Origin of the sequence: Pedobacter zeae, from assembly GCF_014196715.1 — a bacterium.
GTDB classification, from domain to species: Bacteria; Bacteroidota; Bacteroidia; order Sphingobacteriales; family Sphingobacteriaceae; genus Pedobacter; species Pedobacter zeae.
Genome location: NZ_JACIEF010000002.1, coordinates 292534 through 319082 on the forward strand (window position 1 = coordinate 292534; position 26549 = coordinate 319082).

At 40.7% G+C, this 26549-nt stretch carries 17 protein-coding genes; 15 read left to right on the forward strand and 2 right to left on the reverse strand.

The features are described 5' to 3' along the window. The first annotated feature begins 74 nt into the window (after positions 1–74). The 9 genes from GGQ60_RS07635 to GGQ60_RS07675 all read left to right on the forward strand — a co-directional run bounded on the left by GGQ60_RS07635 (position 75) and on the right by GGQ60_RS07675 (position 15781). On the forward strand, positions 75–875 hold the full coding sequence (locus GGQ60_RS07635; protein WP_183761891.1) for a DUF1295 domain-containing protein: 801 nt from the start codon (positions 75–77) through the stop codon (positions 873–875). A gap of 151 nt (positions 876–1026) precedes the next feature. After that, a complete protein-coding gene (locus GGQ60_RS07640; RefSeq protein ID WP_183761895.1) occupies positions 1027–2055 on the forward strand; it encodes an SAM-dependent methyltransferase in 1029 nt (342 codons plus the stop codon). Between the two features lie 87 nt (positions 2056–2142). Beyond that, positions 2143–3387: an NAD(P)/FAD-dependent oxidoreductase gene (locus GGQ60_RS07645; protein ID WP_183761898.1), complete on the forward strand. Its 1245-nt coding sequence runs from the start codon at positions 2143–2145 to the stop codon at positions 3385–3387. A 372-nt stretch (positions 3388–3759) separates the two neighbouring features. After that, on the forward strand, positions 3760–4578 hold the full coding sequence (locus tag GGQ60_RS07650; protein WP_183761901.1) for a DUF1365 domain-containing protein: 819 nt from the start codon (positions 3760–3762) through the stop codon (positions 4576–4578). A gap of 5 nt (positions 4579–4583) precedes the next feature. Further along, on the forward strand, positions 4584–5822 hold the full coding sequence (locus tag GGQ60_RS07655) for an SAM-dependent methyltransferase (protein WP_183761903.1): 1239 nt from the start codon (positions 4584–4586) through the stop codon (positions 5820–5822). A 291-nt stretch (positions 5823–6113) separates the two neighbouring features. Beyond that, a complete protein-coding gene (locus GGQ60_RS07660) occupies positions 6114–8540 on the forward strand; it encodes an outer membrane beta-barrel family protein (RefSeq protein WP_183761906.1) in 2427 nt (808 codons plus the stop codon). 491 nt (positions 8541–9031) lie between these two features. Then, on the forward strand, positions 9032–12160 hold the full coding sequence (locus tag GGQ60_RS07665; protein ID WP_221235913.1) for a SusC/RagA family TonB-linked outer membrane protein: 3129 nt from the start codon (positions 9032–9034) through the stop codon (positions 12158–12160). Between the two features lie 12 nt (positions 12161–12172). Further along, positions 12173–13606 (forward strand): SusD/RagB family nutrient-binding outer membrane lipoprotein, encoded by a 1434-nt coding sequence (locus GGQ60_RS07670; RefSeq protein ID WP_183761909.1) that lies wholly within the window; start codon positions 12173–12175, stop codon positions 13604–13606. A gap of 90 nt (positions 13607–13696) precedes the next feature. Next, positions 13697–15781 carry a S9 family peptidase gene (locus tag GGQ60_RS07675; RefSeq protein ID WP_183761912.1) on the forward strand — a complete coding sequence of 695 codons (2085 nt, stop codon included), beginning with the start codon at positions 13697–13699 and terminating at the stop codon, positions 15779–15781. 92 nt (positions 15782–15873) lie between these two features. Here GGQ60_RS07675 and GGQ60_RS07680 read toward each other — a convergent pair whose 3' ends face one another. Continuing rightward, on the reverse strand, positions 15874–17514 hold the full coding sequence (locus GGQ60_RS07680; RefSeq protein WP_183761915.1) for an ABC transporter substrate-binding protein: 1641 nt from the start codon (positions 17512–17514) through the stop codon (positions 15874–15876). 46 nt (positions 17515–17560) lie between these two features. Between GGQ60_RS07680 and GGQ60_RS07685 the strand changes: the two genes are divergently transcribed. Continuing rightward, a complete protein-coding gene (locus tag GGQ60_RS07685) occupies positions 17561–18013 on the forward strand; it encodes a substrate-binding domain-containing protein (protein ID WP_183761918.1) in 453 nt (150 codons plus the stop codon). A gap of 83 nt (positions 18014–18096) precedes the next feature. Here GGQ60_RS07685 and GGQ60_RS07690 read toward each other — a convergent pair whose 3' ends face one another. After that, complete coding sequence (locus GGQ60_RS07690) at positions 18097–19434, reverse strand: sigma-54-dependent transcriptional regulator (RefSeq protein WP_183761921.1); 1338 nt, start codon at positions 19432–19434, stop codon at positions 18097–18099. Between the two features lie 282 nt (positions 19435–19716). Between GGQ60_RS07690 and GGQ60_RS07695 the strand changes: the two genes are divergently transcribed. The 5 genes from GGQ60_RS07695 (at position 19717) to GGQ60_RS07715 (ending at position 26513) form a co-directional block, all read left to right on the forward strand. Continuing rightward, positions 19717–20328 carry an N-acetyltransferase gene (locus GGQ60_RS07695; RefSeq protein WP_183761924.1) on the forward strand — a complete coding sequence of 204 codons (612 nt, stop codon included), beginning with the start codon at positions 19717–19719 and terminating at the stop codon, positions 20326–20328. A gap of 9 nt (positions 20329–20337) precedes the next feature. After that, positions 20338–21441, forward strand: a complete 1104-nt coding sequence (locus GGQ60_RS07700) for a M20/M25/M40 family metallo-hydrolase (protein ID WP_183761926.1) — start codon at positions 20338–20340, stop codon at positions 21439–21441. 90 nt (positions 21442–21531) lie between these two features. Beyond that, positions 21532–24000 carry a PIG-L family deacetylase gene (locus GGQ60_RS07705; protein WP_183761929.1) on the forward strand — a complete coding sequence of 823 codons (2469 nt, stop codon included), beginning with the start codon at positions 21532–21534 and terminating at the stop codon, positions 23998–24000. Positions 24001–24100: 100 nt separating this feature from the next. Next, a complete protein-coding gene (locus GGQ60_RS07710; RefSeq protein ID WP_183761932.1) occupies positions 24101–25801 on the forward strand; it encodes a sodium:solute symporter family protein in 1701 nt (566 codons plus the stop codon). An 88-nt stretch (positions 25802–25889) separates the two neighbouring features. Beyond that, complete coding sequence (locus GGQ60_RS07715; protein WP_183761935.1) at positions 25890–26513, forward strand: class I SAM-dependent methyltransferase; 624 nt, start codon at positions 25890–25892, stop codon at positions 26511–26513. The last annotated feature ends 36 nt before the right edge of the window (positions 26514–26549 follow it).

The following is a 26549-nucleotide window of genomic DNA, read 5'->3' on the forward strand; positions in this document are numbered from 1 at the left end:
TTTGAAGGTCTTAGGAGGAGTTTTTATAACAAGCTGATTATGGCTTTAAAGCCTTAACCTTTGATATTAAACTTATGTCGCTCCAAACAGGAAATCCACTATTCATTGCACTGCTTTCTTTAATTACCTGCTGTTTTATTATGACCATGGTTTGGCTTTGGGCAAAGAAAATCAAAAATGCTGGCGTGGTTGATGTTTTTTGGGCGTTGAATTTCCCCGTTATTACACTGATTACTTTTTTTCTGTCGGATGGTTTCGATCCCCGGAAAATTTTAATCTGCAGCATGTTTTTATTAGCCGAGTTGCGCCTGGGTATTCACCTTTGGCAGCGGGTTATCGGTCATTTAGATGAAGAGGAGGGCCGGTACCAACAGCTCCGTAAAGAATGGGGAAACAAGGCAGACCGGAATTTTTTTGTTTTTTTTCAGTTCCAGGCCATCTCCAATGTGATTTTGGCAATTCCATTATTGATCGTCACGGCAAACCTGTCGCCCGAAATTTCCATTCTCGAATTTATTGGAGCTGCAGTTTGGGCGGTGGCTTTTTTTGGGGAGATGATGGCCGACAGGCAGCTTGCCGCATTTAAGAAAGATCCAAATAATAAAGGCAAGGTTTGTGATACGGGCCTCTGGTACTATAGCCGCCATCCAAATTACTTTTTCGAATGGTTAACCTGGATAGGCTATTTTATTTTTGCGCTGGCATCGCCATGGGGAATTCTGGCAGTTATCAGTCCGGCAGTTATGTTATACTTATTAACCCGGGTTACCGGTGTGCCGAACAACGAAGAGCAAAACCTGAGAAGCAAACCTCTGGCCTATAAAAAATACCAGGAAACAACGAGTGCCTTTTTTCCATGGCCTAAGAAAAAGTAGTCCGAAGTCAGAGGTCCGAAAGACCGGGGGGCTGGCTGCCAATATAAAACTGTAAATCAAAAATAAACTATCTGCTATTAGGCTTTTTAGGTATAGAACAACAACATCGGACCTCCGACTTCGGACTTCCGACCATCAAACTTCAAACTATATGTGGTACGATAAACTTTTAGAAAACGACAAACTTCCGGATACTGCCTTACGTATCGGCATCCGAAAATTATGCAAACAACGCCTGGATGACGAAACGCTTGGGGATGCTGAACTGCAGCAGGAAAAATTTATGGACCTGGTTGCAGAGCTGAAGCAATCGCCTATTGCGGTAAACACCGCAGATGCCAATAAACAGCATTATGAACTGCCAACAGAATTTTTTCAGTACTGTTTGGGTAAAAATTTGAAATACAGCAGCGGGTATTGGAAACCAGGAGTTAAGGATATCGATACTTCAGAAGATGATATGCTGGCCTTAACATGCAAAAGAGCCGACTTACAAAACGGACAGAATGTTTTAGAGCTGGGTTGTGGCTGGGGCTCGCTTTCGCTTTACATGGCAGCTAAATATCCGGAAAGTACTTTTACCGTAGTCTCTAATTCCGCTACCCAAAAAGTCTTTATCGATGAAACTGCAAAACAGCGCGGTATCCAGAATCTAACGGTTTTAACCGCCGATATGAACACATTTACCATTGCCGATACCTTCGATCGTGTGGTTTCGGTAGAAATGTTTGAGCATATGCGAAACTATAAATTTTTGCTCAATAAGGTGGCTTCCTTTATGAAACCCGATGGCAAACTGTTCGTGCATATTTTTACCCATAAAACCCTGGCTTACAAATTTGAGGTGATCGATGAAACCGATTGGATGAGCAAATACTTTTTTACCGGAGGCATTATGCCATCAAACCACCTGTTTTTCTATTTTAACGACGACCTTAAAATACACAGGCATTGGGTGATAAACGGAACCAACTATAGCAAGACATCCGAAGCCTGGTTAAGTAATATGGATAAGCACAAAAAACAGATTATGCCCATTTTAGAACGTACTTATGGCAAAGATCAGGCTGTAAAGTGGTGGGTATACTGGAGATTGTTCTATATGTCGTGCGCCGAACTGTTTAATTATAATAAAGGAAACGAATGGATGGTGTGCCATTATTTATTCGAAAAGGTATAACGCAGTGCATCACCCTGAACTTGATTCAGGGGCTACTTACAGATGCTGAAATGAATTCAGCATGACGATTAATTCAAATTTATCAAAATGCAAACACTCGCCATTATCGGCTCAGGAATAGCAGGTATGGGCTGTGCCCATAAGTTGCAACATCAATACGATATTACACTTTTCGAAGAGCTCGGTTATATCGGGGGGCATACCAATACCATTACACTTGAAGAGGACGGTAAACCCATTTACCTCGACAGTGGTTTTATGGTTTTTAATTACCAGACTTATCCAAATCTTACAGAAATGTTTGCTGAGATTGAGGCCCCGGTAATTAAAACCGATATGTCTTTCAGTGTACAATTTCTGCCCAAAAAGTTAGAATACAGCGGATCGAGCTTAAACCATCTTTTCGCCCAAAGGAAGAATTTTTTCAATATTTCTTATTTAAAAATGTTGATGCAGATTAACCGTTTCAACAAGCAGAGTGTCGAAATTTTGGATAAACCGGAATATCAGGATTATTCGATCAGGCAGTTTTTTGATGCCTTTGGTTATAGCGATGATATGCTTTGGCAATACCTTATTCCGATGAGTGCAGCAGTATGGAGTGCACCCATGGAGCAGATTCTGGATTTCCCGGCAGTTACCCTGATCCGGTTCTTTAAAAATCATGGCTTTTTGGGCTTAAATACCCAGCACCAATGGTATACGCTGCAAAATGGCAGTCAGTCTTACCGGGAAAAACTGATCGCTCCTTTTCGGAACAGGATTAAGATCAATACTAAAATTGTTTCAGTAAAACGTTTGCAGAATGGCAAAGTTGAAGTGGAAAATCAAAGGGGCGAGAAATTCGAATTCGATAAAGTGATCATAGCCGCTCATGCCGACCAGACTTTCGAAATCATAAAAGATAAAACAGCGCTCGAAACCGAACTGCTTTCTAAGTTTAAATACCAGCTAAACAAAGCTGTGATACATACCGACGAAAAGCAGATGCCCGAAACCAGGCTGGCCTGGAGCAGTTGGAATTACCGCGTAGAAAAAAACGGCGATAAATTATTACCGAGCACCATTTATTGGATGAACAGTTTACAGGGGGTTTCTAAAAAGCAAAATTATTTTGTATCCATTAACCCCACCGGAACTTTAAATCCAGACAAGATCATCAAAGAAATCGATTATCATCACCCTTTGTTCGATGTTCCTGCCATGCAGGCACAGGAGCATTTACACAAACTAAACGAAACCGGGCCAGTTTATTATTGCGGAAGTTATTTTAAATATGGTTTTCATGAAGATGCTTACAAGAGCGCGGTGGATTTGTGCCGGGGGCTTTGATGATCTAATCATTTTTCCGGGTTTAACCTGTCTTCAATGATCGTTATCTCGGCTAAGATCTATTCATTAGGTTTAGCTTGGTTGAGTACTAAACATGGGGCTCGACGGTGTTGTACTTCGCTATCCTTGTCAGGTGTTAAGGAAATTACGTCATTGCGAGAAGGCTTTTTCAGCCGACGAAGCAATCTTTAATGTAAGAATTACGAGCATGAAAGATTGCTTCATCGTTCCTTCTCGCAATGCGCATTTTTATCATAATCTGTCATCCTGAATGTAATGAAGGATCTTTTAGAAAAGATTCTTCTCTGCGCTCAGAATGACAGTATACTCAGAATGAAAAATCAGCAACAAATTTTGTAAATTGTAACAACAATGGAATTCAATTCAAACATCTACACCGCTAAGGTAATGCACCATCGCCTGGCACCCAAAAAACATTCCTTTTGGTACAACGTGTATATGTTTTATATTGATCTGGATGAGTTGGATCTGCTTGCGCAAAAATTGCGCTGGTTCAGCCGGAATAAATTTAACCTTTTTTCTTTTCGCGATGGCGAACACCTTCAGTTGCCAAGAGAAAAGCCCGATAAAACAAAAAATACACGTCAACATTTAGAAGATTATTTAAAAGAGAATGGTGTAGATGGCAGCAGGCTTAAAATAAAACTGCTTACCAATCTCAATGTTCTGGGATATAACTTTAATCCGGTGTCTTTTTATTATTGCTTCGACCAGGAAAGAAATCCGGTGTGTTGTGTGGCCGAAATCAGCAATACCTACCGGGAGATGAAACTTTTTTTCTTTGGAAGAGACGAATTGCATGGCGATACCTTTAAAAAAATAACAACCAAATATTTTTATGTGTCACCATTTATCGATCACGACGATGCTTTCGATTTTAAATTGAAAGTGCCCGCTGATCAACTTGATATTAAAATTAATGACCTGGATAAGCATGGTAAATTGTTTTTTATCAGTACTTTAAAGGGAGATAAAAAGCCATTAACCAATGCCGGTTTATTGCGTTGTTTTTTCACCATACCTTTAATTCCTTTGCAGGTAATGGCCATGATCCATTGGCAGGCCTTTAGGCTGTGGATAAAAAAAATACCTTTTCATCCAAAAGCTGAAAACCCTGAACTGCAACGTAACGTATATAGACCCTATAAGACCAAAAATCAACCAGATTAAAAATTATGAATACGCTTACCGCTACCAGAACATCAACGGGTTTTTTCGAAAGAGCAGTGCTTAAGGCGCTTTCTAAAATGACATTGGGCAAATTGGAACTTTCGTTGCCTGGAGGCGAAACAATGGTTTTTGGAAACGGTGAGCATCAAATCGAGGCGCATATACAGGTTAACCATCCCGATTTCTTTAAGTCTATTGTGCTTTATGGCGATATTGGCTTTGGAGAAGGGTACACCTCGGGCCTGTGGGATACCACTAACATTACCAACGTAATTAAATGGATAATCCTGAATATTGAAAATGCCCCTTCGGTTACCGGGAGCAGGGTGAAATCAATTGCGCTTAATGTTTTTAAGTGGGTTAACAAAATCTATCATGTACGCCGGGCGAATTCTTTGGCCGGATCGCAGAAAAATATTTCCGAGCATTACGACCTGAATAACGATTTCTTCGCTATTTTTCTGGATAAAACCATGACTTATTCCAGCGGTTATTTTAACCCTGAAGATTTAAGTTTAGAAGAGTCACAATATGCCAAATATGATCGCCTGGCCAGGCAGCTAAAAATTAAAGCAACCGACCATGTGCTCGAAATTGGGAGCGGTTGGGGCGGTAATGCAATTTTTCTGGCTAAAAATTACGGCTGTAGCGTTACTTCTGTTACCATTTCTAAAGAACAACAAAAACTTGCGATGGAGCGTGTTCATGCAGAAGGACTTGCTGACAAAGTTTCGATCATTATTCAGGATTACCGGAAAATTGAGGGTACTTTTGATAAGATCGTTTCCATAGAAATGCTGGAAGCTGTAGGCCATCAGTACCTGGAAACCTATTTCGCAAAATGTCAAAAGTTATTAAAACCCGATGGAATTTTTGCCTTTCAGGTTATTACCTCTCCCGATTGCCGGTACGATAAATTGCGAAACAGTGTAGATTGGATTCAGAAGCATATTTTTCCGGGTTCGCTTTTACCTTCAGTAGCGGCCATCAATAAAGCAATAAATGAAACCGGTGATTTAACCCTGGTCGATTTAAAAGATATGGGGCTCGATTATGCCCGTACACTTCATTTATGGTTTCTGGAATTCAATAAAAACCTCCATAAAGTAAAAGCCCTGGGTTTTGACGGAACCTTTATACGAAAGTGGAACTATTACCTCAACTATTGCGAAGCCGCTTTTGCCATGCGGAATATTAATGTAATGCAAATGGTTTACTCAAGACCAAATAATATTTCAAGGTAGTGAGGTAAGATGGATGATGGTTTTATAATTAATTGCCCGGTAAGTTAGAAAATGTCATGGTATTAAATTGATTAGTCTTAAGTCATGAGTGGAGTAGTTGATTTGGATAATTAGAGCCATCAATCCTAATTCGACTATCAACCCATAAACTATTGACCAATGAACCAATCTATTCGCCGATAAAAGCCTAACATTTACCGACTAATTGATAGAGTTGGTGTAAAAAGTATGGCGTATAATTGTAACAAAATGCAATTTGCGTAGACTAATTACAAAAGACTAACTATTAAAATGAAAAAACTTCTACTATTAACTTTTATCCTAGGAATATTTCTTACCGCGCATGCCCAGTTTCCCAGTGGTGGCTTTGGTGGAGCAGCGAAAAAAGCAACAGTTACCGGACGTATTACAGCTGTTATACTTGATTCACTCACCAAAAAACCAATTGATTACGCAACGGTATCCTTAATTACGGTAAAAGACAATAAATCTGTAAATGGTGGGGTAACGGATGAGAAAGGAAAATTATCCCTGCAAAATGTTGCTCCGGATGCTTATAAACTGATGATCGGTTTTATGGGTTACAAAACAAAAACGGTTTTAGTTACTACCACCCCGTCTAAACCCGATAACAACTTAGGAACCATTTATATCTCCGGAACAGGGAATACTTTGGCCGATGTTGAGGTTCAGGGAACAAAGGCAGTTATTGAAAATAAAATCGACAGAATGGTTTATAATGCTGAAGCTGATGGTACCAATGCTGGAGGCGATGCAACCGATGTGATGCGTAAAGTGCCGATGCTTTCGGTTGATATGAATGGAAATGTTCAACTCCGTGGCGGTGCGGTGCGGGTATTGATTAATGGTAAACCTTCAGGAACAATGGCCAGTAGTGTTGCCGACGCCTTAAAAATGATTCCTGCAGAACAGATTAAAAGTGTAGAAGTAATTACCAGCCCGTCTGCAAAATACGATGCTGAAGGATCTGGAGGTATTATCAATATCATTACTAAAAAATCGAATGCACAAGGGGTAAGCGGTTCGCTAAATGCATCTGCAGGTACACGCCAGAACAATGGTGCTTTCAATTTAACTGCGAAAACAGGCCGTTTAAGTGTTAACACAGCTCTTGGAGGTAATTTTGCATATGCCCAAAATTCAAGGGTTGTCATCGTTAATAATACCGCATTAAACAATGGCGGTTTTAATAACTTATCACAAGATGGATACTCAAAATGGAGTAGAAATGGTTTAAACGGTAGCCTGGGGGTTGATTACGACTTTAATGCTTACAATAACATTAGCTCTAATGTAAAGTTCAACCGTTTTTCTAACGGAGGACCGGGTGAGTCGGATTTTATTTATAACAGCATTTTCCAAAAAAACATCAGCGATATGGATATGACCTTTAGCAATGTAGATTGGAATGTGGATTATAAAAAGACCTCTAAGAAAGAAGGGGAAGAGTTTTCCATTTCAGCACAATTATCTGCCGGACGTACGCCACAAAGTTTTAGTAATACACTTATTCCCCAGGGTTCTTCAACAGGTGTAACTACTCAAAGAAATAATACCAGTAAAAATAACGAGTATACTGTTCAGACTGACTATACTTATCCGTTTTCTAAATCAACAACTTTAGAAGTGGGGGCAAAAGGGATTTTTCGTACCATAAAAAGCCAGTTCGATTTTTCTTCTCAGGATTTTGATTACAATCAGGATGTTGCTGCGGCTTATGGTGTAATAAACTTTGATTTAACCAAAAAATTAAAATTTAAAGGTGGTTTAAGAACCGAGTATACCTCAATAAGTTTTAATACCAAAGCCAATGGAATTCAGAAGAATGATTATCTAAATTTATTTCCAAGCGCAATTATATCTCAAACCCTAAAAGGTAACACCACGTTAAAACTAAGCTATAACCGTCGTTTACAAAGACCTGGACAAAATTATTTAAATCCTTTTCTTAACGACAGTAACCCGATTAGCTTAATGCAGGGAAATCCATATTTGGCTCCCGAATTAAGCGATAACCTCGAGTTGGGCTACAGTACATTTATTAAAGGATCGGTAATTAATGCGTCTGTATTTTACCGACGCACCGGCGGGATCATAGAAAGTTCGCTTACTACAACAGTTGCCAATACGCCATTAACCACTTATATCAATGTGGGTACTGGTCAGACGTATGGTTTCAATGTATTTGGCTCGTACAATCCTAAACCCAAATGGACTATAATGAGTAATTTCGGATTAAATACTTATGAAGTGAACAACAGGCTAATTGATTTTAATACCGGTACTTACTTAAATTATAATATTTTTCTCCGTTCAGCTTACGGGTTCAGTAAAGGCTACAATTTTGAATTATTCGGTGTAGTAAATTCTCCGCGCAGAACTTATCAGGGTAAAACGGATGCAATGGTTTTTTATGGAGCATCTTTCAAAAAAGATATTTTAAATAAAAAAGGTTCAATTGGTGTTAATACTTTAAATCCGTTTACAAAAGATCTTCACATTCAGACGGTAAACAACTCTATAATGCCAACCGGAACAGTCTTTCAAAGTCAGAATATCTATTATCCATTACGTTCTTTTGGTGTTAACTTTAGTTATTCTTTCGGTAAGCTTAAATTTACAGAGAAGAAAAAGATTAAAAACGACGATATCAAGCAAGATCAGCAGCAAGGTGGTATGGGGGGTATACAACAGTAAAAACCCAAACTCCATATATTTTAAAAGTCTTTCCATTAACCCGGAAAGACTTTTTTCTTTTAGCAGGAAAATCAACTGGTGCCGGCGGTACCACTGGTTGATTACTGTGGTTAAACTAATAATACCCTATCTGAATTCCGGTTCAGGGCGACGACCGGAAAAGAAAATCATTTGTAAGAACATTATCAGAACGGATGGTGAATTGAACTCAGGTATAACTCAATTAAACGATTGTTTGAACGGTCAGAATTCCCTCTTGGTATCATATTGATGATTTTAAATAGCGATCTCCTGGCATTTTTTGGCTATATTGGTATTGCATCTGTTTTTTTGCGGTTTTCAGAGTAGTTTGTTTGCTTGTTTGTGCAGGATGTGCATTTTGTAATGTAAAAAATACTTTAAATTGGTTCCTGTTGTTATGTTTTGTGCGTTTTTGTGCCGTTAAAAACTTATATTGCAATAGCTAATGATTAACCTAAACAAATCCAGATATGAGAAAAATCTTTACCTCACTTGTTTTTCTGTGCATTTTACTTACCGGCGTAACCACTTTTGCTCAGGTAAAAACCATAACAGGAAAAATAACTTCTTCTGATGATGGTGGTCCGCTACCTGGAGTAAGTATAAAAATTAAGGGTACTGCAACGGGTACCTCAACTGATGTTACTGGTGTTTTTACCATTCAGGTACCATCGCCAGGTGCTGTGCTGGTGATCAGCCTTATTGGTTATAAAACCAAGGAACTTACAGTTGGCAGCAATACGACTATTAATGCGACACTGGCCTCAGATGCTCAGGAATTACAGGAAGTAACCATCTCAACTGCGTTGGGTATTACAAGGCAGGCCAAATCTCTAGGCTATGCGGCACAAACGGTAAACGATAAAGACCTTAATTTTAATCACCAGCCCAATCTGATCAATGCCTTGCAGGGCAAGGTAGCCGGTGCAACCATCTCGAGTACAGGCGGTGGCCCCGGGCAGGGGGCAAATATCCGGATCAGGGGAGTTAACTCTATCGATCCGAACATTTCCGGCGATCCTTTATATGTAATTGATGGGGTGCAGATAGATAATACAACCTCAACATTGGGAGCCAATCCCGGAGGAACAGCTTATGGTGCAAGGGGGGTAAGCAACAGGGCATCGGACGTGAATCCTGAAGACATCGAAACCATCAATATTTTAAAAGGTGGGGCGGCAACTGCACTATATGGTTTAAGGGGGGCTAATGGCGTAGTCGTAATTACCACAAAAAAAGGTAAAGCAGGTGGAGTTAATATTAATCTTAACAGTACTTATGGTTTTGATAACGTACTGATCAGCCCCGATGTTCAGACAGAATATACCCAGGGTGTTAGAGGGATTTATACCAATCCTCCCGCTGGTATCGGACCGGCATGGGGCCCAACTATCGCGGAGGCAAAATTGATAGATCCGACACATCCCGATCAGCTGTTTAATAATTATAAACAGGCATTCGGAACCGGGCAGCAAATTAAAAATTCAGTTTCGGCAGCAGGAGGAAGTGAAGCCATCAAGTTCTTTTCTTCAGTTTCCCAGCTTTATCAGAAAGGAATGATGCCCAACACCGATTACAAAAACTTTTCTGCAAGGCTGAATACCGATTTTACCATCAGCAGTAAACTTAAAGCTTCGGTAAACATGAATTTTAACAATTCTGGAGGATATACCTACAGTGCCGACAGGTTTGGCGAAAGCCTGGCTTATTGGTCGCCACGATACGATGTTTCAAATTCTGAAAATCCTGATGGCACACAGGTATATCTCGGTACAAACAACCCCATATGGGGCACCGCAAATAACAAACTGAAAGGCGATGTAAACCGTTTCATTGGTGGGGCGAGTGTGGTATATGAGCCGGTTAAATGGTTAAATTTTGCGTACCGTTTTGGCGTTGATACCTATAACGATAACAGGATAAGAACAGCAAGAGGGCCAATGTTTACCGGCGAAAATGTATATGATAATGATTTTGGTTTTTATGGCGAATATAACACCAAGTTCAGGACTTTGAACAGCACTTTTGTGGCAACGTTCAGTTCGAAAATAGCTGAAGGTTTGAATGGCACATTGAGGGTTGGACAGGAAATTTACGATAAACGTGTTAAGGATATTGGTGTTCTGGGAAGTCAGTTAAGTATTTATAATTTCTTCAATCTGGGGAATGCAAAGGTGTTAACGCCATCTCAAGCGATAACGGAGAAAAGGCTGGTTGGCTATTTTGGTGAAGCTACCTTTGATTATAATAACTACCTTTTCTTAACGCTTACAGGAAGAAATGACATTACCTCAACTTTATCAAAAGATAACAGATCTTTCTTTTATCCGTCGGCAAGTTTGAGTTATGTGTTTTCAGATCATTTTAAGCTGCCAACGGCAATCAGTCAGGCAAAGCTACGGTTATCTTATGCTCAAATCGGAAAAGATGCATCGGAATATGCCACCTCTTCGGGTTTTGTAAGTTATACTGGTCTTCCGACAGGTACAACCGGACTAACTATTTCTCCAAATCTTGGGAACCCCGGGCTCAGGGCTGAATTTACAAACACTTTTGAGGCGGGTTTAGAAATGTCGTTCTTGAAAAACCGTTTAGGCTTCGATTTCACTTATTATTATTCATTGAGTAAGGATCAGATCGTACGTGCGCAGGTTTCTTCTGCTACAGGTTACGTTTCATCTTTTATTAATGCAGGCGATATCCGGAATAGGGGGGTGGAACTGGTGATCAACGGAAAACCGATCGTTACCGAACAATTTAAATGGGACGTAAACCTCAACCTTTCGGCCAACAGGAATAAAGTATTAACCATGCCAAACGGTATAACTGAACTGGTTTACGGTGCGGCCAGGGGCTATGGAAATGCGGGGGTAACCATGAAATTAATTGAAGGACAACCTTACGGAAATATCTACGGAAGTTATTTTACCCGATATTCTCCTCAGGCCCAGGATCCTATATTCTTAGATAAAAATCTGCCCTTATTGATTGGAGCAAACGGCTTCCCGGTAATTTCCGGCGGACAACAACGCTTGCTTGGTAACTCACAGCCCGATTATGTTATCGGTTTGGGTAATACTTTCAGGTATAAGCAATTTAGCTTAAATGTACTTTTTGATGCCCGTTTAGGATTTGAAAAATATAACTGGCTTGAAGATTTTTATGCTGCCTTCGGGTTACCGGATTATACTGCTGACAGAAGATCGTATAAGGTGTTTGATGGTGTATTGGCCAATGGAACACCCAATACCAAGCCAGTATGGTTAGGGCAGAATACAGTAGATGGTGTGGATTATGGAGAAGGTTATTACAGGGTATACTATAGAAATGTTTCGGAGCCATTTGTTTCCGATGCTTCGTGGGTACGTTTACGTTCAGCAAGTTTAAGTTATGCCCTACCGGCAAAATGGCTTCCTGCTAAAACAATAAAATCAGCGAGTTTGTCGGTAACAGGAAATAACCTCTGGTTATGGACAAAATACTATGGTGTAGATCCTGAATCCAGTTCTTTTGATTCAGGCAGTAATAACGATGGTTCTGCCGGTTTTACCTATCCAAGTGCCAGGACTATCCTTTTTTCTATTAATGTTGGTTTTTAAAAAGGAAATACGATGCAAAACAATATAAAATACACAATATTTTCAGCTTTAATAGCAACACTAAGCTTGCAAAGCTGTAAGGATAGCTACTTTGATAAATTAGCTGATAACCCCAATCAGGTTACCGTTCCAACGCTGCCATCTTTATTGGCTACATCAACTGCAAAGGCAGGTATAAACAGTTATAATGTTGCCAGTATAATTGTACCTTATGTACAATATACTGCAAATCCATCAGCCAGCGCAGCGGGCGATACTTATCAATCAATTGATTTCAGCTCCACCTGGGATGCACTTTATTTCGCGATGGCCGATGCCAATGAAATGAAAAAACTTGCTACATCACAAGGATCAAGCGAATATAAAGGCGTTGCGGATGTACTGATTGCGTATAACCTGATTATGGTTAACGACTTATGGGGTAATGCGCCATTTTCACAGGCTTTTAATGTAACCAATTTTACCCCTAAATATGACAGCGGGCAAGAGGTTTACAACCAAAGCATGGCTCTTGTTGACGAGGCTATTGCAGAATTGGCCAAAACAAACGCAACCATAAAGCTCACTCCTGCAAGCGATCTTATTTATGGGACCTCCGGAACATCAGAGCGGGCAAACTGGTTAAAATTTGCCTATGCACTTAAGGCAAGGCTTTTAAATAAAGTAAGTAAAACATCCGCCTATAATGCAACAGCGGTACTTAACGCAGTAAGTAACTCATTTACTTCTAATGCGGATGATGCTGCTATGGGAACTTTTGTAACCAGAAACTTTTGGGCAAGTGTGGCCATCGCAAATGCATCTCAATCATTAGGCGGATGGCTTTCTGAACAATTGATCGATCAGCTTAATGGCACTACATATGGTTTGTTCGACCCCAGAATTGCGAAAATAACCGATAAAACCATTAATAATATTTACATCGGTACGGTAAATGGCGCAGGTAACCGGGGTACCGGAGGCAATACAACTAAAGATGAATGTTATATCTCTGTCAACTCGCCTTGGACCAGTCCAACATCCCCAATATTTATTGCAACCTATGCCGAATTAAAGTTTATTGAAGCGGAAGCTGCATTAGCCACTGACAGGCCGCGGGCTTATGCTGCTTACCTGGCCGCAATAGGAGCTAATATGGATAAATTTCAGGTGGCTGCTGCTGATAAGGCCATTTATTTGGCCGATCCACGGGTAGCAGTTGGTGCAGCCTCTTTAACCAAAGATTTAATCTTAAAAGAAAAATATGTTGCCACTTATCTGAATCCTGAAGCCTGGAATGATGCCCGCCGATACGATTATAAATATAAAGATTTTACGCTTCCCGTAAATGCGGTCTTAACTGATTTTATCCGCCGGTTAGATTATCCGCAGGGCGAAAGAAGTAAAAATGGTAGTAATGTGCCTGTAGATGTGCCAAGAACAACCAGGTTGTGGTGGGATCAGTAAGATAAAGCGTATAGGGTGTGGCGGAAAGCGTTTTGTACACCATTTGCCAAACGCTATTCGCCATGCGCCCAACGCCAAACCCTTTACAAAATGAAGAAACTATCGATTATCCTATTCGTTTTACTTTCTGCTTACGGTGTATTCGCGCAGTCGTTCAGTTTAAAATCTGTTTTATCTTATCCTTTTCCAAGCCAGTTGGTGGCCGCCCCGGTTGGTGCTAAAATCGCCTGGGCTGCGAACGAACAGGGTAAAAGAAATATTTATGTAGCACAGGCCCCGCATTACCAAGCAGTAAAAATTACAGATTATAGTGAAGACGACGGTCAGGAGCTAACCGGTTTATCTATTTCTGCTGATGGAAAGTGGATCGTATTTGTACGCGGTGGGGATCATGGGGGAAGGGATGGCGGTCCGGTTAATGCAAATTCGTCTCCTATTGCACCCAAAGTTCAGGTATTTTGCATTCCTTTTGAGGGGGGTAAAACAGTGCTTTTGGGCGAAGGCGATTATCCGGTTATTTCACCCAATAGCGACCAGGTTATTTTTACTAAAAATGGTCAGGTGATGATCAGCCCTGTTGACGGAACATCGGCAGCGAAAAATCTATTTTACGCAAAAGGAATAAATGGGTCCTGTAAATGGTCGCCCGATGGCAAAAAAGTTGCTTTTATTTCCAATCGTAACGATCATTCTTTTTTAGGGATTTATACCGACCAGCAAACACCGGTTAAATGGCTATTGCCGTCTTTCTCCAAAGATAATACCCCGGTATGGTCGCCGGATGGAAATGACATTGCATTTATAAGAACACCCGGTGCCGGCGGTGAAACCGACTCCATTTTAACCAGGAAGCATCAGCCATGGGCCATTTGGACAGTAAATGTTAATACAGGTACTGGAAAACAGATCTGGAAAGCCCCCGAAACTTTACGCGGTTCTTTCCCTTCAATTGATGGTGGGGCAAACTTATTATGGGCCGATGGAAAAATTATTTTTACCTCTTATGAAGACGGGTGGCCGCACCTTTATGCCATTAATCCCGACGGATCAAAAAAAGTGTTGCTCACCCCCGGTAATTTTGCTGTAGAGAACATTAAGTTAAGTACCGATAAGAAAACATTGGTTTTTGCAGCCAATACAGGCAAAGATGCCGATGACCTGGATAGGCGGCACATTTATAAAGTTTCGGTCAGCCAGGCCGATATGCAACCCTTAACCCATGGGAAAGGCATAGAAGCCTATCCGGTTATTTCGGGCGATATCCAAACATTTTTCTGTTTAAGCGCTACTGCCGAAAGACCGCTTTTACCTGCGCTTATCAATCCCGGAAAAGCACTAAAACTCATTGGCGAATCCCTTATTCCAAATGATTTTCCCCTCAGAGAGATGGTGCTGCCTCAGCATGTTAACTTCAAAGCTGCTGACGGAAGTACCGTTTATGGCCAATTGTTCTCCCCAAAAAAAGCGGTTAAAAATCAACCTGCTATCGTATATGTACACGGTGGCCCGCAAAGGCAAATGCTTTTAGGCTGGAATCCTATGGATTACTATTCGATAGATTATGCCTTAAATCAATACCTCGTTCATCTTGGCTTTATGGTTCTTTCTGTTAATTACCGCCTGGGGACCGGCTATGGTTATGATTTTCATAAACCCTTGCATGCAGGAGCGCAGGGTGCATCAGAATACCAGGATATTAAAGCCGCGGGCGACTGGCTTGCCAGACAGCCCATGATCAACAAAGAAAAAATCGGGATTTATGGAGGTTCTTATGGCGGATACCTGACCGCGCTTGCCCTTGGTAAAGATTCTAAATTGTTTGCTGCAGGGGTAGATATACATGGCGTAAATAACCGGTTTACTACTTTAGCCCAGGAGGGACGGAAGCCCGCACCCGATGCAGCTCTTGCTGAAAAGGTAGCCGAAGAATCGTCGCCGGTAAGTTATGTAAATACCTGGACTTCGCCCACATTGATTATTCATGCTGATGATGATAGAAACGTTGCTTTTAACCAAAGTGTAGACCTCATTAAACGTTTTGAAGATAAGAAGTTTGATTTTGAGTTTCTCGCCATCCCGGATGATACCCACCACTGGATGAAATTTTCTAACGGTTTAAAAGTAAGCGAAGCAACCGCCGATTTCCTTAAAAGAAAGTTAATGGAGAAAAAATAGTTTGAAATCGTATGTTCATCCTGAGCCTGTCGAAGGGCCACACTATTTAATGTTAAAGGTTTTAAACAAGCCCGGGCTGATCACATTGATTTTTATGTTGCGCTTTTTTTAATCCTCTTCAAAATCATTAAACTCAAGGGATTAAAAGAATATCCGCTAATGTTGTTCTGTAGCATTACTACAGACTGATCGTAAAACAAGGGTACAACCGGCGAGTAATCCATAACCATCTGGTCCATTTTGCGGTACAGCTCAAATCTCTTTTCATCATTGGCTTCGTAATAGCATTTCTCGAAAAGCTCGTCGAATGCTTTGTTGTAGAAAGCCGTATAATTGGGTCCGTAAGGCACTTTGTTTTTGGAGTAGAACATGGAGAGGAAGTTTTCTCCATCGCCATAATCTGCCAGCCAGGAGCCGCGGAAAAAATTGACGTGATTTTTCGACATCAGGTCTCTTAAACTGGCGCTTGGACTGACATCAATTTTTACCTTGATGCCAATCGCTGTAAGCTCGCCCTGGATAAACTCAATCAGATCTTTATAAGTGGTGGTGGTATTTAAGGTTACCTCGGCAAGGCCTTTACCTTCAGGATAGCCGGCTTCTGCCAAAAGCTTGGCAGCAAGTTTAGGATTATAGGCATACCCCCGTACAGCCAAGCTGTCGAAACCTGGCATTCCTTTCGGAATAAAACCAGAAGTGGCCGCAACACCGATCCCATTTCTTAAGTATTTGATCAGTCGATCGCGGTCTATGGCATAATTAATAGCCTGCCTGATTTTTTTCTGCCTCAATGGCGATTTTTTCACAATCGAAAGATTTGTGTCTACCAATATTCCAACATATTCTGTACACAGGTACGGACTTTTGGTCAGCGTAAATTTTCCCTTGTATTTTGAGGTCATTTTTCCGCTTTTGGTCAGGATATCATCGCGGTAGCTTCCGTCAACATTGTAATAAAAATCAAGGTCTTTTTTTAGGAAACTCATAAAACCACTCTGTTTATCCGTTATAAATGTGGCTTTTACTGCATCAAGATAAGGCAGTGCCTTTCCTTTTTCATCTTTTTCGAAATAATGTTCGTTTTTTAAAAGTACGAGTATTTCACCTTCTTTCCAGTATTTAAACCTAAACGGGCCGGTTCCAACCGGGTGACTTCTAAAGTCCTTCCCATAATGTTCTACCACCTCTTTGGGTACTACTGAGCAGTATTGTGTGGTAAGCAAACTCATAAACGGCGGAAAAGGACGAACCAGTTTAATCTTGAACGTGGAATCGTTCAGTGCTATAAAATTGTTTTTATCTTTCACTTTATCACTAAAAATCCAACCGCCCGATGAGGCTACTTTTGGATCAATCAATCTGTAAAAGCTGTACACAAAATCGCTTGCCACAACTTTTCTGCCTTTTCCATTTTTGAATATCGGATCGTCATGAAAATAAACATCATTACGCAGATTGAAGGTGTAGGTGAGTGCATCTTCCGAAACCTGCCAACTTTTTGCAATGCACGGAAGGGTTTGCAGGGATGAATCGATCTGTACCAGTCCGTTAAAGATTTGGTTCGTCATCCAGATGGCGTTCTGGTTGCGGGCAAAGGCAGGATCAATGGAGGTTAAACCCTGGTCGAGATTGATATTGAATACTTTTTTGTCTTTGTGCTCATTGCTTTCCTTACAGGAAAAGAGTAAGATGATACAAAAAATCCAAAATATATATTTAAATGAGCCACGCATGCGATCAGGAATGTTATTTTTGCACAAATTAATAAATTTAATGCAGATGTCTTTTTTAAACGATTTATTTATTGGCCTCGATGCTGCTAAACAGGAAGAACTACAGGAACGTTTAGATTTAGTGGAACACAAAATTAAATTTATGGATAAAATGCCTGTAGCCTGCCTGGATACCGGAAACAATCCTGGTTATCTTTTGTCAGAAGAGATCGCATTGGCAGGAGGCAGGTTGGAAACGGATATTTTAAGTGCTGCTTTCATCATTTACTACCAGCCGGGTAAAACCTTAACAGATTTGATGCGCGAAGTGCCTTCTGTATTGGATACCGATTGGCCGGCCGTAAAAAACAGCCGCATCATTTTATTGAACGACGATGCTGAACGCGAAAGAACTGCCGAAAATGCGGTTTCATTAATTGAAGATATTGCCGAAATGTTACATCCCGGTTCTTTTATTTTCGGCCACGAAGGTGATAAGTGGATCAGGTTTGAAGTTTAAATGAGATTAGGGAGGTTAGATATGAGACAGATGAAAAAGTAATCCTGTTGGGCTCAAAAGCCCCAACCTTCCTGCCTTCAACCTTAAAGTTCTCTGATCTGGTATTCTTCTATCTTGCGGTAAAGCGTAGTTAAACCAATGCCCAATAACCGCGAAGTTTCTGTTTTGTTTCCTTTGGTATGGATCAGCACTTTTTGGATATGCTGTTTTTCTATCTGTTGCAGGTTATAATCGTTTTCTATTGGCGCAAACTCAAAAAACTCCGGTGGAAGTGCAGTTGCACTCAGTGTATCGCCATCTGATAAAATGACCAAACGTTCTATTACGTTTTTTAATTCACGGATATTTCCCTTCCAGTTGTAATCGCTCAAAATAGATAAAATCTTATCGTTCATTTTGGGTGTCGGGCGGTTCACCTTATCGGCAAAATCTTTTAAATAATGTTTAGCCAATGCAGGGATATCGGCTTTACGTTCCCTGAGCGGTGGCAAAATGATGGTGAAAACCGAAAGCCGGTAATAAAGGTCAGACCTGAATTTTCCGGATGCCGCATCTGCTTTTAAATCTTTGTTGGTGGCAGCTAAAATCCGCACGTTTACCTGTTGGGTTAAGGTATCGCCCACTTTTATAAAAGTTTGGCTTTCCAGTACCCGTAATAATTTGGCTTGTAAATCGAGGTTCATTTCGCCTATCTCATCCAATAGTAAGGTACCTCCATTGGCTTCTTCAAGCAAGCCCTTTTTATCTTTATTTGCGCCGGTAAAGGCCCCTGCCTTGTAACCGAACAGTTCGCTCTCCAATAAATCGGGACTAAAACCGCTGCAGTTTAAGGCTACAAATGGTTTGGCCGCTCTCGGACTTTCGTAATGGATAGATTGGGCGAAAACTTCCTTTCCTGTACCGGTTTCGCCTAACAGCAATACCGTAGTATCAGTTGCACTTACTTTTTTGGCAAGATCAATGGCTTCTTTTAAGGCTTTTGATTGACCGATAATGGTTTCGAAGCTGTGTTTTTTGGCGATTTTATTTTCCAGGTCAGAAACCCTTCGCTGCAGGTTCGATTTATCCATGGCTTTGTATAAAAGCGGAATAATCTTATCGTTATCGTCGCCTTTTACGAGATAATCAAATGCCCCATTCTTAATAGCCAAAACGCCATCAGAAATGGTACCGTAAGCAGTGAGGTTTATAATTTCCACATAAGGTTTTATGGCTTTAAGATCTTTAACCAGCGCAACGCCATTTACATCAGGCAGTTTTACATCACTGATAACAATACTCACATCATTGTTTTTAAGTAATTTAAGGCCTTCTTTCCCAGTACCTGCCTGTAAGGTTTTAAAACCTTCGAGTTCTATAATTCTGGAAAGTAAACTGCTGATTTTCTTTTCATCATCGATGATGAGGACCATCCCATTCATAGGTAAAAATTATGCTGCAATATTAACAATAAATATACCGAATAAGTAACGATTGTGACAATTGGCCCTTTCGGCTTTAGCTCGGAACTCAACCAGTCAGGCAGAAAATAAAAATAGTTTTTCAATATGGAAAGAAGCCTTTCAAAATGATATGATTTTGTTCATCCTTACAGCAATGGTATATGTTTTTTAAATTTTTCACATTGATAATCAGTGTTTTGTTGTTTTGTTCGCTGCGTGGGTATCGCTTTTGATGACTGGCAGTTATGAAATTTTATTAAAATGAACAATTCAATAATTTTTGTCAGGGTAGCAACCAGTGCAGATGCAAAGTATGCAGATGAAATTGTAACAGAAACTCAAAGCTCGGCATTGTTAAGGGGTTCAGGAATTGCGAAAAGAACACCGGCTTCAGTTGTCGAAAAGATGAATGCCGGGAAAGCCGTTATCGCAGTAACTGCAGCTGGTGAATGGGTAGGTTTTTCCTATTTCGAAAGCTGGCAAAAAAACACCTTTATTTCCAATTCAGGATTAATTGTAGCGCCTAAATTTAGAAACGCCGGCGTTGCAAAAAGTATTAAAAACCGGATCTTCAGTCTCTCCCGTCGCTTGTATCCCGAAGCCAAAATATTCAGCATCACGTCCGGCGCAGCCATTATGAAAATGAATAGTCAACTGGGATTCGAGCCTGTAACCTTTGCACAAATTACCCAGGATACCGCTTTTTGGGAAGGCTGCAAAAGCTGTGTTAACTATGCTATCCTCGAAAGCAAAAATAAAAGCAACTGTTTGTGCACGGCCATGTTGTTCAGCCCCGAACATATCGATCAAATTATCGCCAGTGCAGAAAATACCCTACAATTGAAACAGAACCTCAACCTTAAAAGCATTTAATAAACCGTTATGAATACTATAGAAAAACAACTCACCAGCCATCCCGATTTAAACCGTTTATACAATGAAGCGATAGAACTTTTATCAGCTTTAATTGCCATTCCATCCTTTAGTGGTTCGGAACAAGGCACTGCAAATAAAATAGAATCGCATTTGGCTAAACATGGCATTACTACGATCCGCAAAAACAATAATGTATGGTGTTACAATAAGTATTTCGACCACGCAAAACCAACTATTCTGCTCAACTCGCATCATGATACCGTAAAACCGAATGAGCAGTATACATTAGACCCTTTCCATGCCATAATTTATGATGAAAAAATACATGGCCTGGGCAGTAACGATGCAGGCGCTTCGCTGGTATCACTTATTTCTGCCTTTATTTATTTTTACGAATCGACTGATCTTGCTTTCAATTTATGTTTGGCAGCTACCGGCGAAGAAGAAAATTCGGGCTTAAACGGTATCAGAAGTATTCTGGATGAGCTTAAACCCATTTCTTTTGCAATAGTAGGCGAGCCAACAGGTATGCAAATGGCTATTGCCGAAAAAGGTTCGATGGTGATTGATTGTATAGCCAAAGGCCGATCCGGACATGCCGCACGTGAAGAAGGTGATAATGCCATTTACAAAGCCATTAAGGATATTGATTGGTTTTCACATTTTCAGTTCCCGATTGAAGACCATTTACCTGCTCCGGTAAAAATGACGGTTACAGAAATAAATGCGGGTTTGCAGCATAATATTGTACCGGGCGAATGTCATTTTACGGTGGATATCCGTTTCGATCACAATTATACCCCGCGCGAGATCTTGAATGTGATCATTAACCATACCTTAAGTGATTTTAACGTTCGCCCCAATGTACTCCATCCTTCCAATATCGATATATTACATCCGCTTGTAGTGGCGGGGATTTCGCTTGGCAGAAAAACCTATACTTCTCCTACCAGTTCCGACCAGGGTTGGCTAACCATGCCTTCTGTAAAAATGGGGCCTGGGGAATCAGCAAGATCGCATACTGCAGATGAGTTTGTACTGATCGAAGAAATTGAAGAAGGAATAACCCTCTACATCCATTTGCTCGAATCTGTTTTTAAACGATTGTAAATCGGAGAAGCTCCATTTTTTGTACCTTTTTCGTTTTGGTAGCAATATTTATAAGCTTTTTAAGCATATTTGAGGTGCAAAACAAATATTATGTTCAAAAGATTAACTGCACTATTTATATTATGCTTTCCTGCAATATTTTGCATGGCCCAACAAGTACGTCCGGCAAAATCTTCAGAAATTTATAGAGAACTCAAAACCTTGAAACACCTTCCCAAGGTTTTATATTTAGCTGCCCACCCTGACGATGAAAACACCGGTTTGCTATCCTGGTTAATCAATGAGCAAAATGTAGAAACGGCTTATTTATCACTTACCAGGGGAGATGGCGGACAAAATCTTTTAGGCACCGAGCAAGGTGCTGCTCTGGGCTTAATCAGAACACACGAACTTTTAGAGGCACGCCGATTAGATGGGGCACAACAGTTTTTTACCAGGGCCATTGATTTTGGCTTTTCTAAAAATACCAACGATACCTTTAAGCAATGGGATGCCGACAGTATTACGGCCGATGTGGTTTGGGTGATCAGAAAATTCAGGCCAGATGTAATCATTTGCCGTTTCCCACCTACAGCTGCTGCGGGGCACGGGCAACATGCTGCTTCTGCTGTGGTTGCAGAAAAAGCTTTTAAAGCTGCTGCCGATAAAAATATGTTTCCTAACCAGCTTAAATATGTGTCCGTTTGGCAGCCAAAAAGATTGTTGTGGAATACCTTTAGGTTCGGATCTGTAAATACAACGGCCGAGAATCAATTAAAAGTTACGGTTGGCCAATACGATGCACAATTAGGCATGGGCTATGGTGAACTGGCAGGTTTAAGCCGAAGCCTGCATAAAAGCCAGGGGGCAGGAACCCAATCGGTAGCCGGCGTTCGAACCGAATACTTTACCCATGTTTTGGGCGATCCTGCCAAGCGAACACTATTTGATGGAATAAATCTTAACTGGTCGGAAAAAGGAACCGGTGATATTGACGAACTGATTGATATTGTGCTGTTATCTTTCAATTACAACCAGCCCGATAAGAGTTTGCATGGGCTGTTGATGTTAAGAAAGAAAATTGCCGAATTACAGGATCAGGCTTTAAGAAAAGATAAACTGGCTGCTATTGATCAGATTATTTTAAGTTGCGCAGGTTTTATGGGCGAAGTGGTAACCAACCAGCCTGAGGCCATTGCAGGCAATAGCTATAACTTTCGCCTGAATTTAATTTCAAGATCGGCTACGCCTGTAATTGTAGAAAGCGTGAACTGGTTAAACCAGACCGATAACCTGAACAGGAATATCGCTAACGACTCACTGATTACAGTTGAGCGTAAAATCCAGATTCCGGCTGATGCAGCACCTACCGAACCATACTGGTTAGCCAAACCTGCAAAAGATGCGGCAACTTTCAGTGTAGCCAACGATACCTTAATCGGATTACCGGAAACACAATCGCCCATCAATGTAGTATTGTTGCTGAAAATTGAAAATGAAAAATTTGAGATCAAATTGCCCTTGTCTTACAAAAAATTAGATCCGGTTAAAGGCGACGTGGTAGAAGCGCTGAGGGTTATTCCACCGCTTGATTTAAGTTTTGCTGAGCCTGTTTATTTCGCTAAAGAAAAAGAAGCACTAAGTGTTACGCTCCGTTTAAGAGCAAATAAAAACATTAATTACGGCAAGGTAGGGTTTAAGATCGGGAACCAGGTGATCAAAACTTTCCAGGGAATTAATTTGGCAGAGAATACCATAACGATCAAAGACTTTCTGATCCCGGCCGAAGATCTGGCCAAAATAAAAACCAGTCGGAATAAGCTTGAAGCTGTTTTCTCATCAGAAGCAAACGAATATTCGAAAGGGCAGGTGCTGATCCAATACCCACATTTACCCACCTTGCAATATTTTATACCTGCCACCACCTGGTTAATCAAGGGGGATGTAAAAGTACTCGCCAAAAAGATTGGCTATATTGAAGGTGCCGGTGATTTAATCCCTGAGTTTTTAAGACAGGCGGGTTTGCAGGTAGATGTGCTCACTGAAGCCGACATCCTGAATGCAACAAAACTGGCTACTTATGATGCCGTGGTAACCGGTGTAAGGGTGATCAATACCGAAAAAAGGATTAAAAACTGGCAAAACGCATTGCGTAGTTATGTAGAAAATGGCGGGACCATTGTAATGCAATATAATACCACACAGGATATGGCCTTACAGGATTTCGGGATTTATCCCTTCTCGATAAGCGGTAAAAGGGTAACCGAAGAAAATGCGGAAGTTAAATTCTTAAACCCTAATCACAAACTGCTAAATTATCCGAATAAAATCACTGCCGAAGATTTTAAAGGCTGGGTGCAGGAACGTGGTGCTTATTTTCCTGATAAATGGGATGCAAAATACGAAGCCCTTTTCGAAATGAACGATACAGGTGAAGAACCGCTCCAAGGATCAACACTTTACGCAAAATACGGTAAAGGGAATTTTATCTACACGCCTTTAGCCTTTTTCAGGCAGTTGCCTGCAGGTAATGTGGGCGCAGCGAGATTGTTTTTTAACTTTTTATCGGCCGGGAAGTGATGAAAAATCAATTTAAAAACTGGAATACCTGGTATGTCTTATTGGCATTGGCACTGGTATTCCAGATGGTATTTTATTACCTCTTTACTAAATTCTGGGCATGAGTAATATCGATTGGGCAGTATTGATATTTACATTGCTTGCTGTGGTAGCTTATGGTGTTTTTATTGGTCGCGGGCAAAAAAGTAACGCTTCTTATTTAAAGGCCGATAATAAAATGCCCTGGTACATTGTGCTTTTGGGTATTATGGCTACACAGGCCAGCGCCATCACTTTTCTGTCAGCCCCGGGGCAGGCTTATACCGATGGCATGCGCTTCGTTCAATATTATTTTGGGTTGCCTTTGGCGATGATTGTCATCTGCATTACTTTCATCCCGATTTTTCAACGCCTGAATGTTTATACGGCTTACGAATACCTGGAAAACCGTTTTGATAAAAAAACACGGGTATTAACTTCGCTGCTTTTTCTTTTCTCACGCGGTTTATCAACCGGGATCAGTATTTATGCACCCAGTATTATCCTTTCGAGTGTTTTAAACTGGAACATTTATTTAACGAATATTTTAACCGGGGGTATACTTTTAATTTATACTTATATTGGTGGGGCCAAAGCCATCGCACATACACAAAAACTACAGTTTTTGATTATCTTGGGTACCATGGCCTTCGCCGGGTACCTTCTGGTGCAGAACATGCCGAATGGGATCGGTTTTAAAGATGCGCTTTACCTGGCCGGTAAATCGGGCAAGTTAAATGTAATTACCACCGGCTTCGATTGGAAAGATAAATACAACATCTGGAGCGGATTGATCGGCGGTTTTTTTCTGGCGCTTTCCTATTTCGGAACAGACCAAAGCCAGGTTGGCCGGTATATCACTGCAAAAGACAATACGAATGCAAAAATGGGACTGCTCTTAAATGGGTTGGTTAAAATTCCGATGCAGTTTGCCATTCTTTTAATCGGTGCATTGTTATTTGCCTTTTTTGCGCTAAAGCCTGCTCCCATATATTTCAATGAGCGTTCTTACCAGTACTTAAAAACAACCCAGCCACAACAGGCTGCTGCTTTCGAAAAAGAACATGCTGCATTACAACAGAAATTCAACCAGCAATCAAAACATATTCTTGAAGAAAAAGAAAAACAGTCGCCCGGATTGAATGCTTCGATAGCAGATTTTAAGTCGACCCAAAAGCAGGTCAAAGAATTACATGGCAGGGTAGAAGAGGCCATTAATAAATCGAACTATAATGCCGAAAAAACCGATACCAATTATATCTTTTTATACTTTGTAAAAAATACACTTCCCTCAGGGATGATCGGCTTGCTCTTTGCCGTGATCTTTTTGGCCAGCTGGGGATCAATTTCAGCAGCACTTAATTCTCTGGCTGCATGTTCCTTAAAAGACATACACCTCATTTTTGAGGAAAAAGAAATAGCAGACGAAGATGAACTGAAATATAGTCGCCTGCATACCTTAGCCTGGGGAATTTTCTCCATTGCAGTGGCCATGTTTGCTACACAGATGGGATCGCTTATTGAAGCCGTAAATGTATTGGGTTCACTTTTTTACGGCCCAATATTGGGCATCTTCTTAGTGGCTTTTTATTTTAAAAAGATAAACGGACCTTTGGTGTTCACGGCAGCAATTTTAGCTGAAATTGCGGTGATCGCCGTATATGAATTTGATGTTGTCTCTTTTTTGTGGTTAAATGTAATCGGCGCCTTTGCGGTAATTATATTTTCGTTGTTGGGTCTCCTGTTTTATCAGCCTAAAACCCCAATAGGCAAACCGGCTTAATTTTTACTTCAGGAAGATATTGGAAACGCCGCTGCCTGGGCAAAATTCTATACCTTTATTTTGATCAATTAAAATCAATAATGCGAATATGAACGAAGCCTGGGTTGACAGATGGAACGACCGTTACCGTACAAATGAGTTTGCTTATGGCGAACAACCGAATAATTATTTAAAAGAACAGTTAGAAAAGCTCAGCCCGGGCAAAATACTATTTCCTGCAGAAGGCGAAGGACGCAATGCTGTTTTTGCAGCCAAACTGGGTTGGGAGGTTTCAGCTTTTGATATCAGTATGGAAGGGAAAAACAAAGCCCTCCGGCTCGCAGAAAGTAATCAGGTCAGCATCGATTACCAGGTTGGTCAATTAGAAACATTAAATTATAAGCCCGAACAGTTTGATGCCTTGGCACTGATTTATGCCCATTTTCCGGCTGCAATTAAATCTTCTTATCACCAATCTCTCCGTGCTTATTTGCGTAAAGGGGGCATAGTTATTTTCGAAGCTTTTAGCAAAAACCACCTCGGTTACCTGGCCAAAAACGAAAATGTTGGCGGGCCAAAAGAGATTGATATGTTATTCTCCATTGAAGAAATAAAATCAGATTTTGTGGATTTTGACATCATCACATTAGAAGAAAAAGAGATCGAACTGAGCGAAGGTTTATTTCATAACGGGCAAGGTTCAGTAATCAGATTTGCGGGTCGGAAAAAATAGAAAATCAGAAGTGAAATAATAAAGCATTTCAAACGT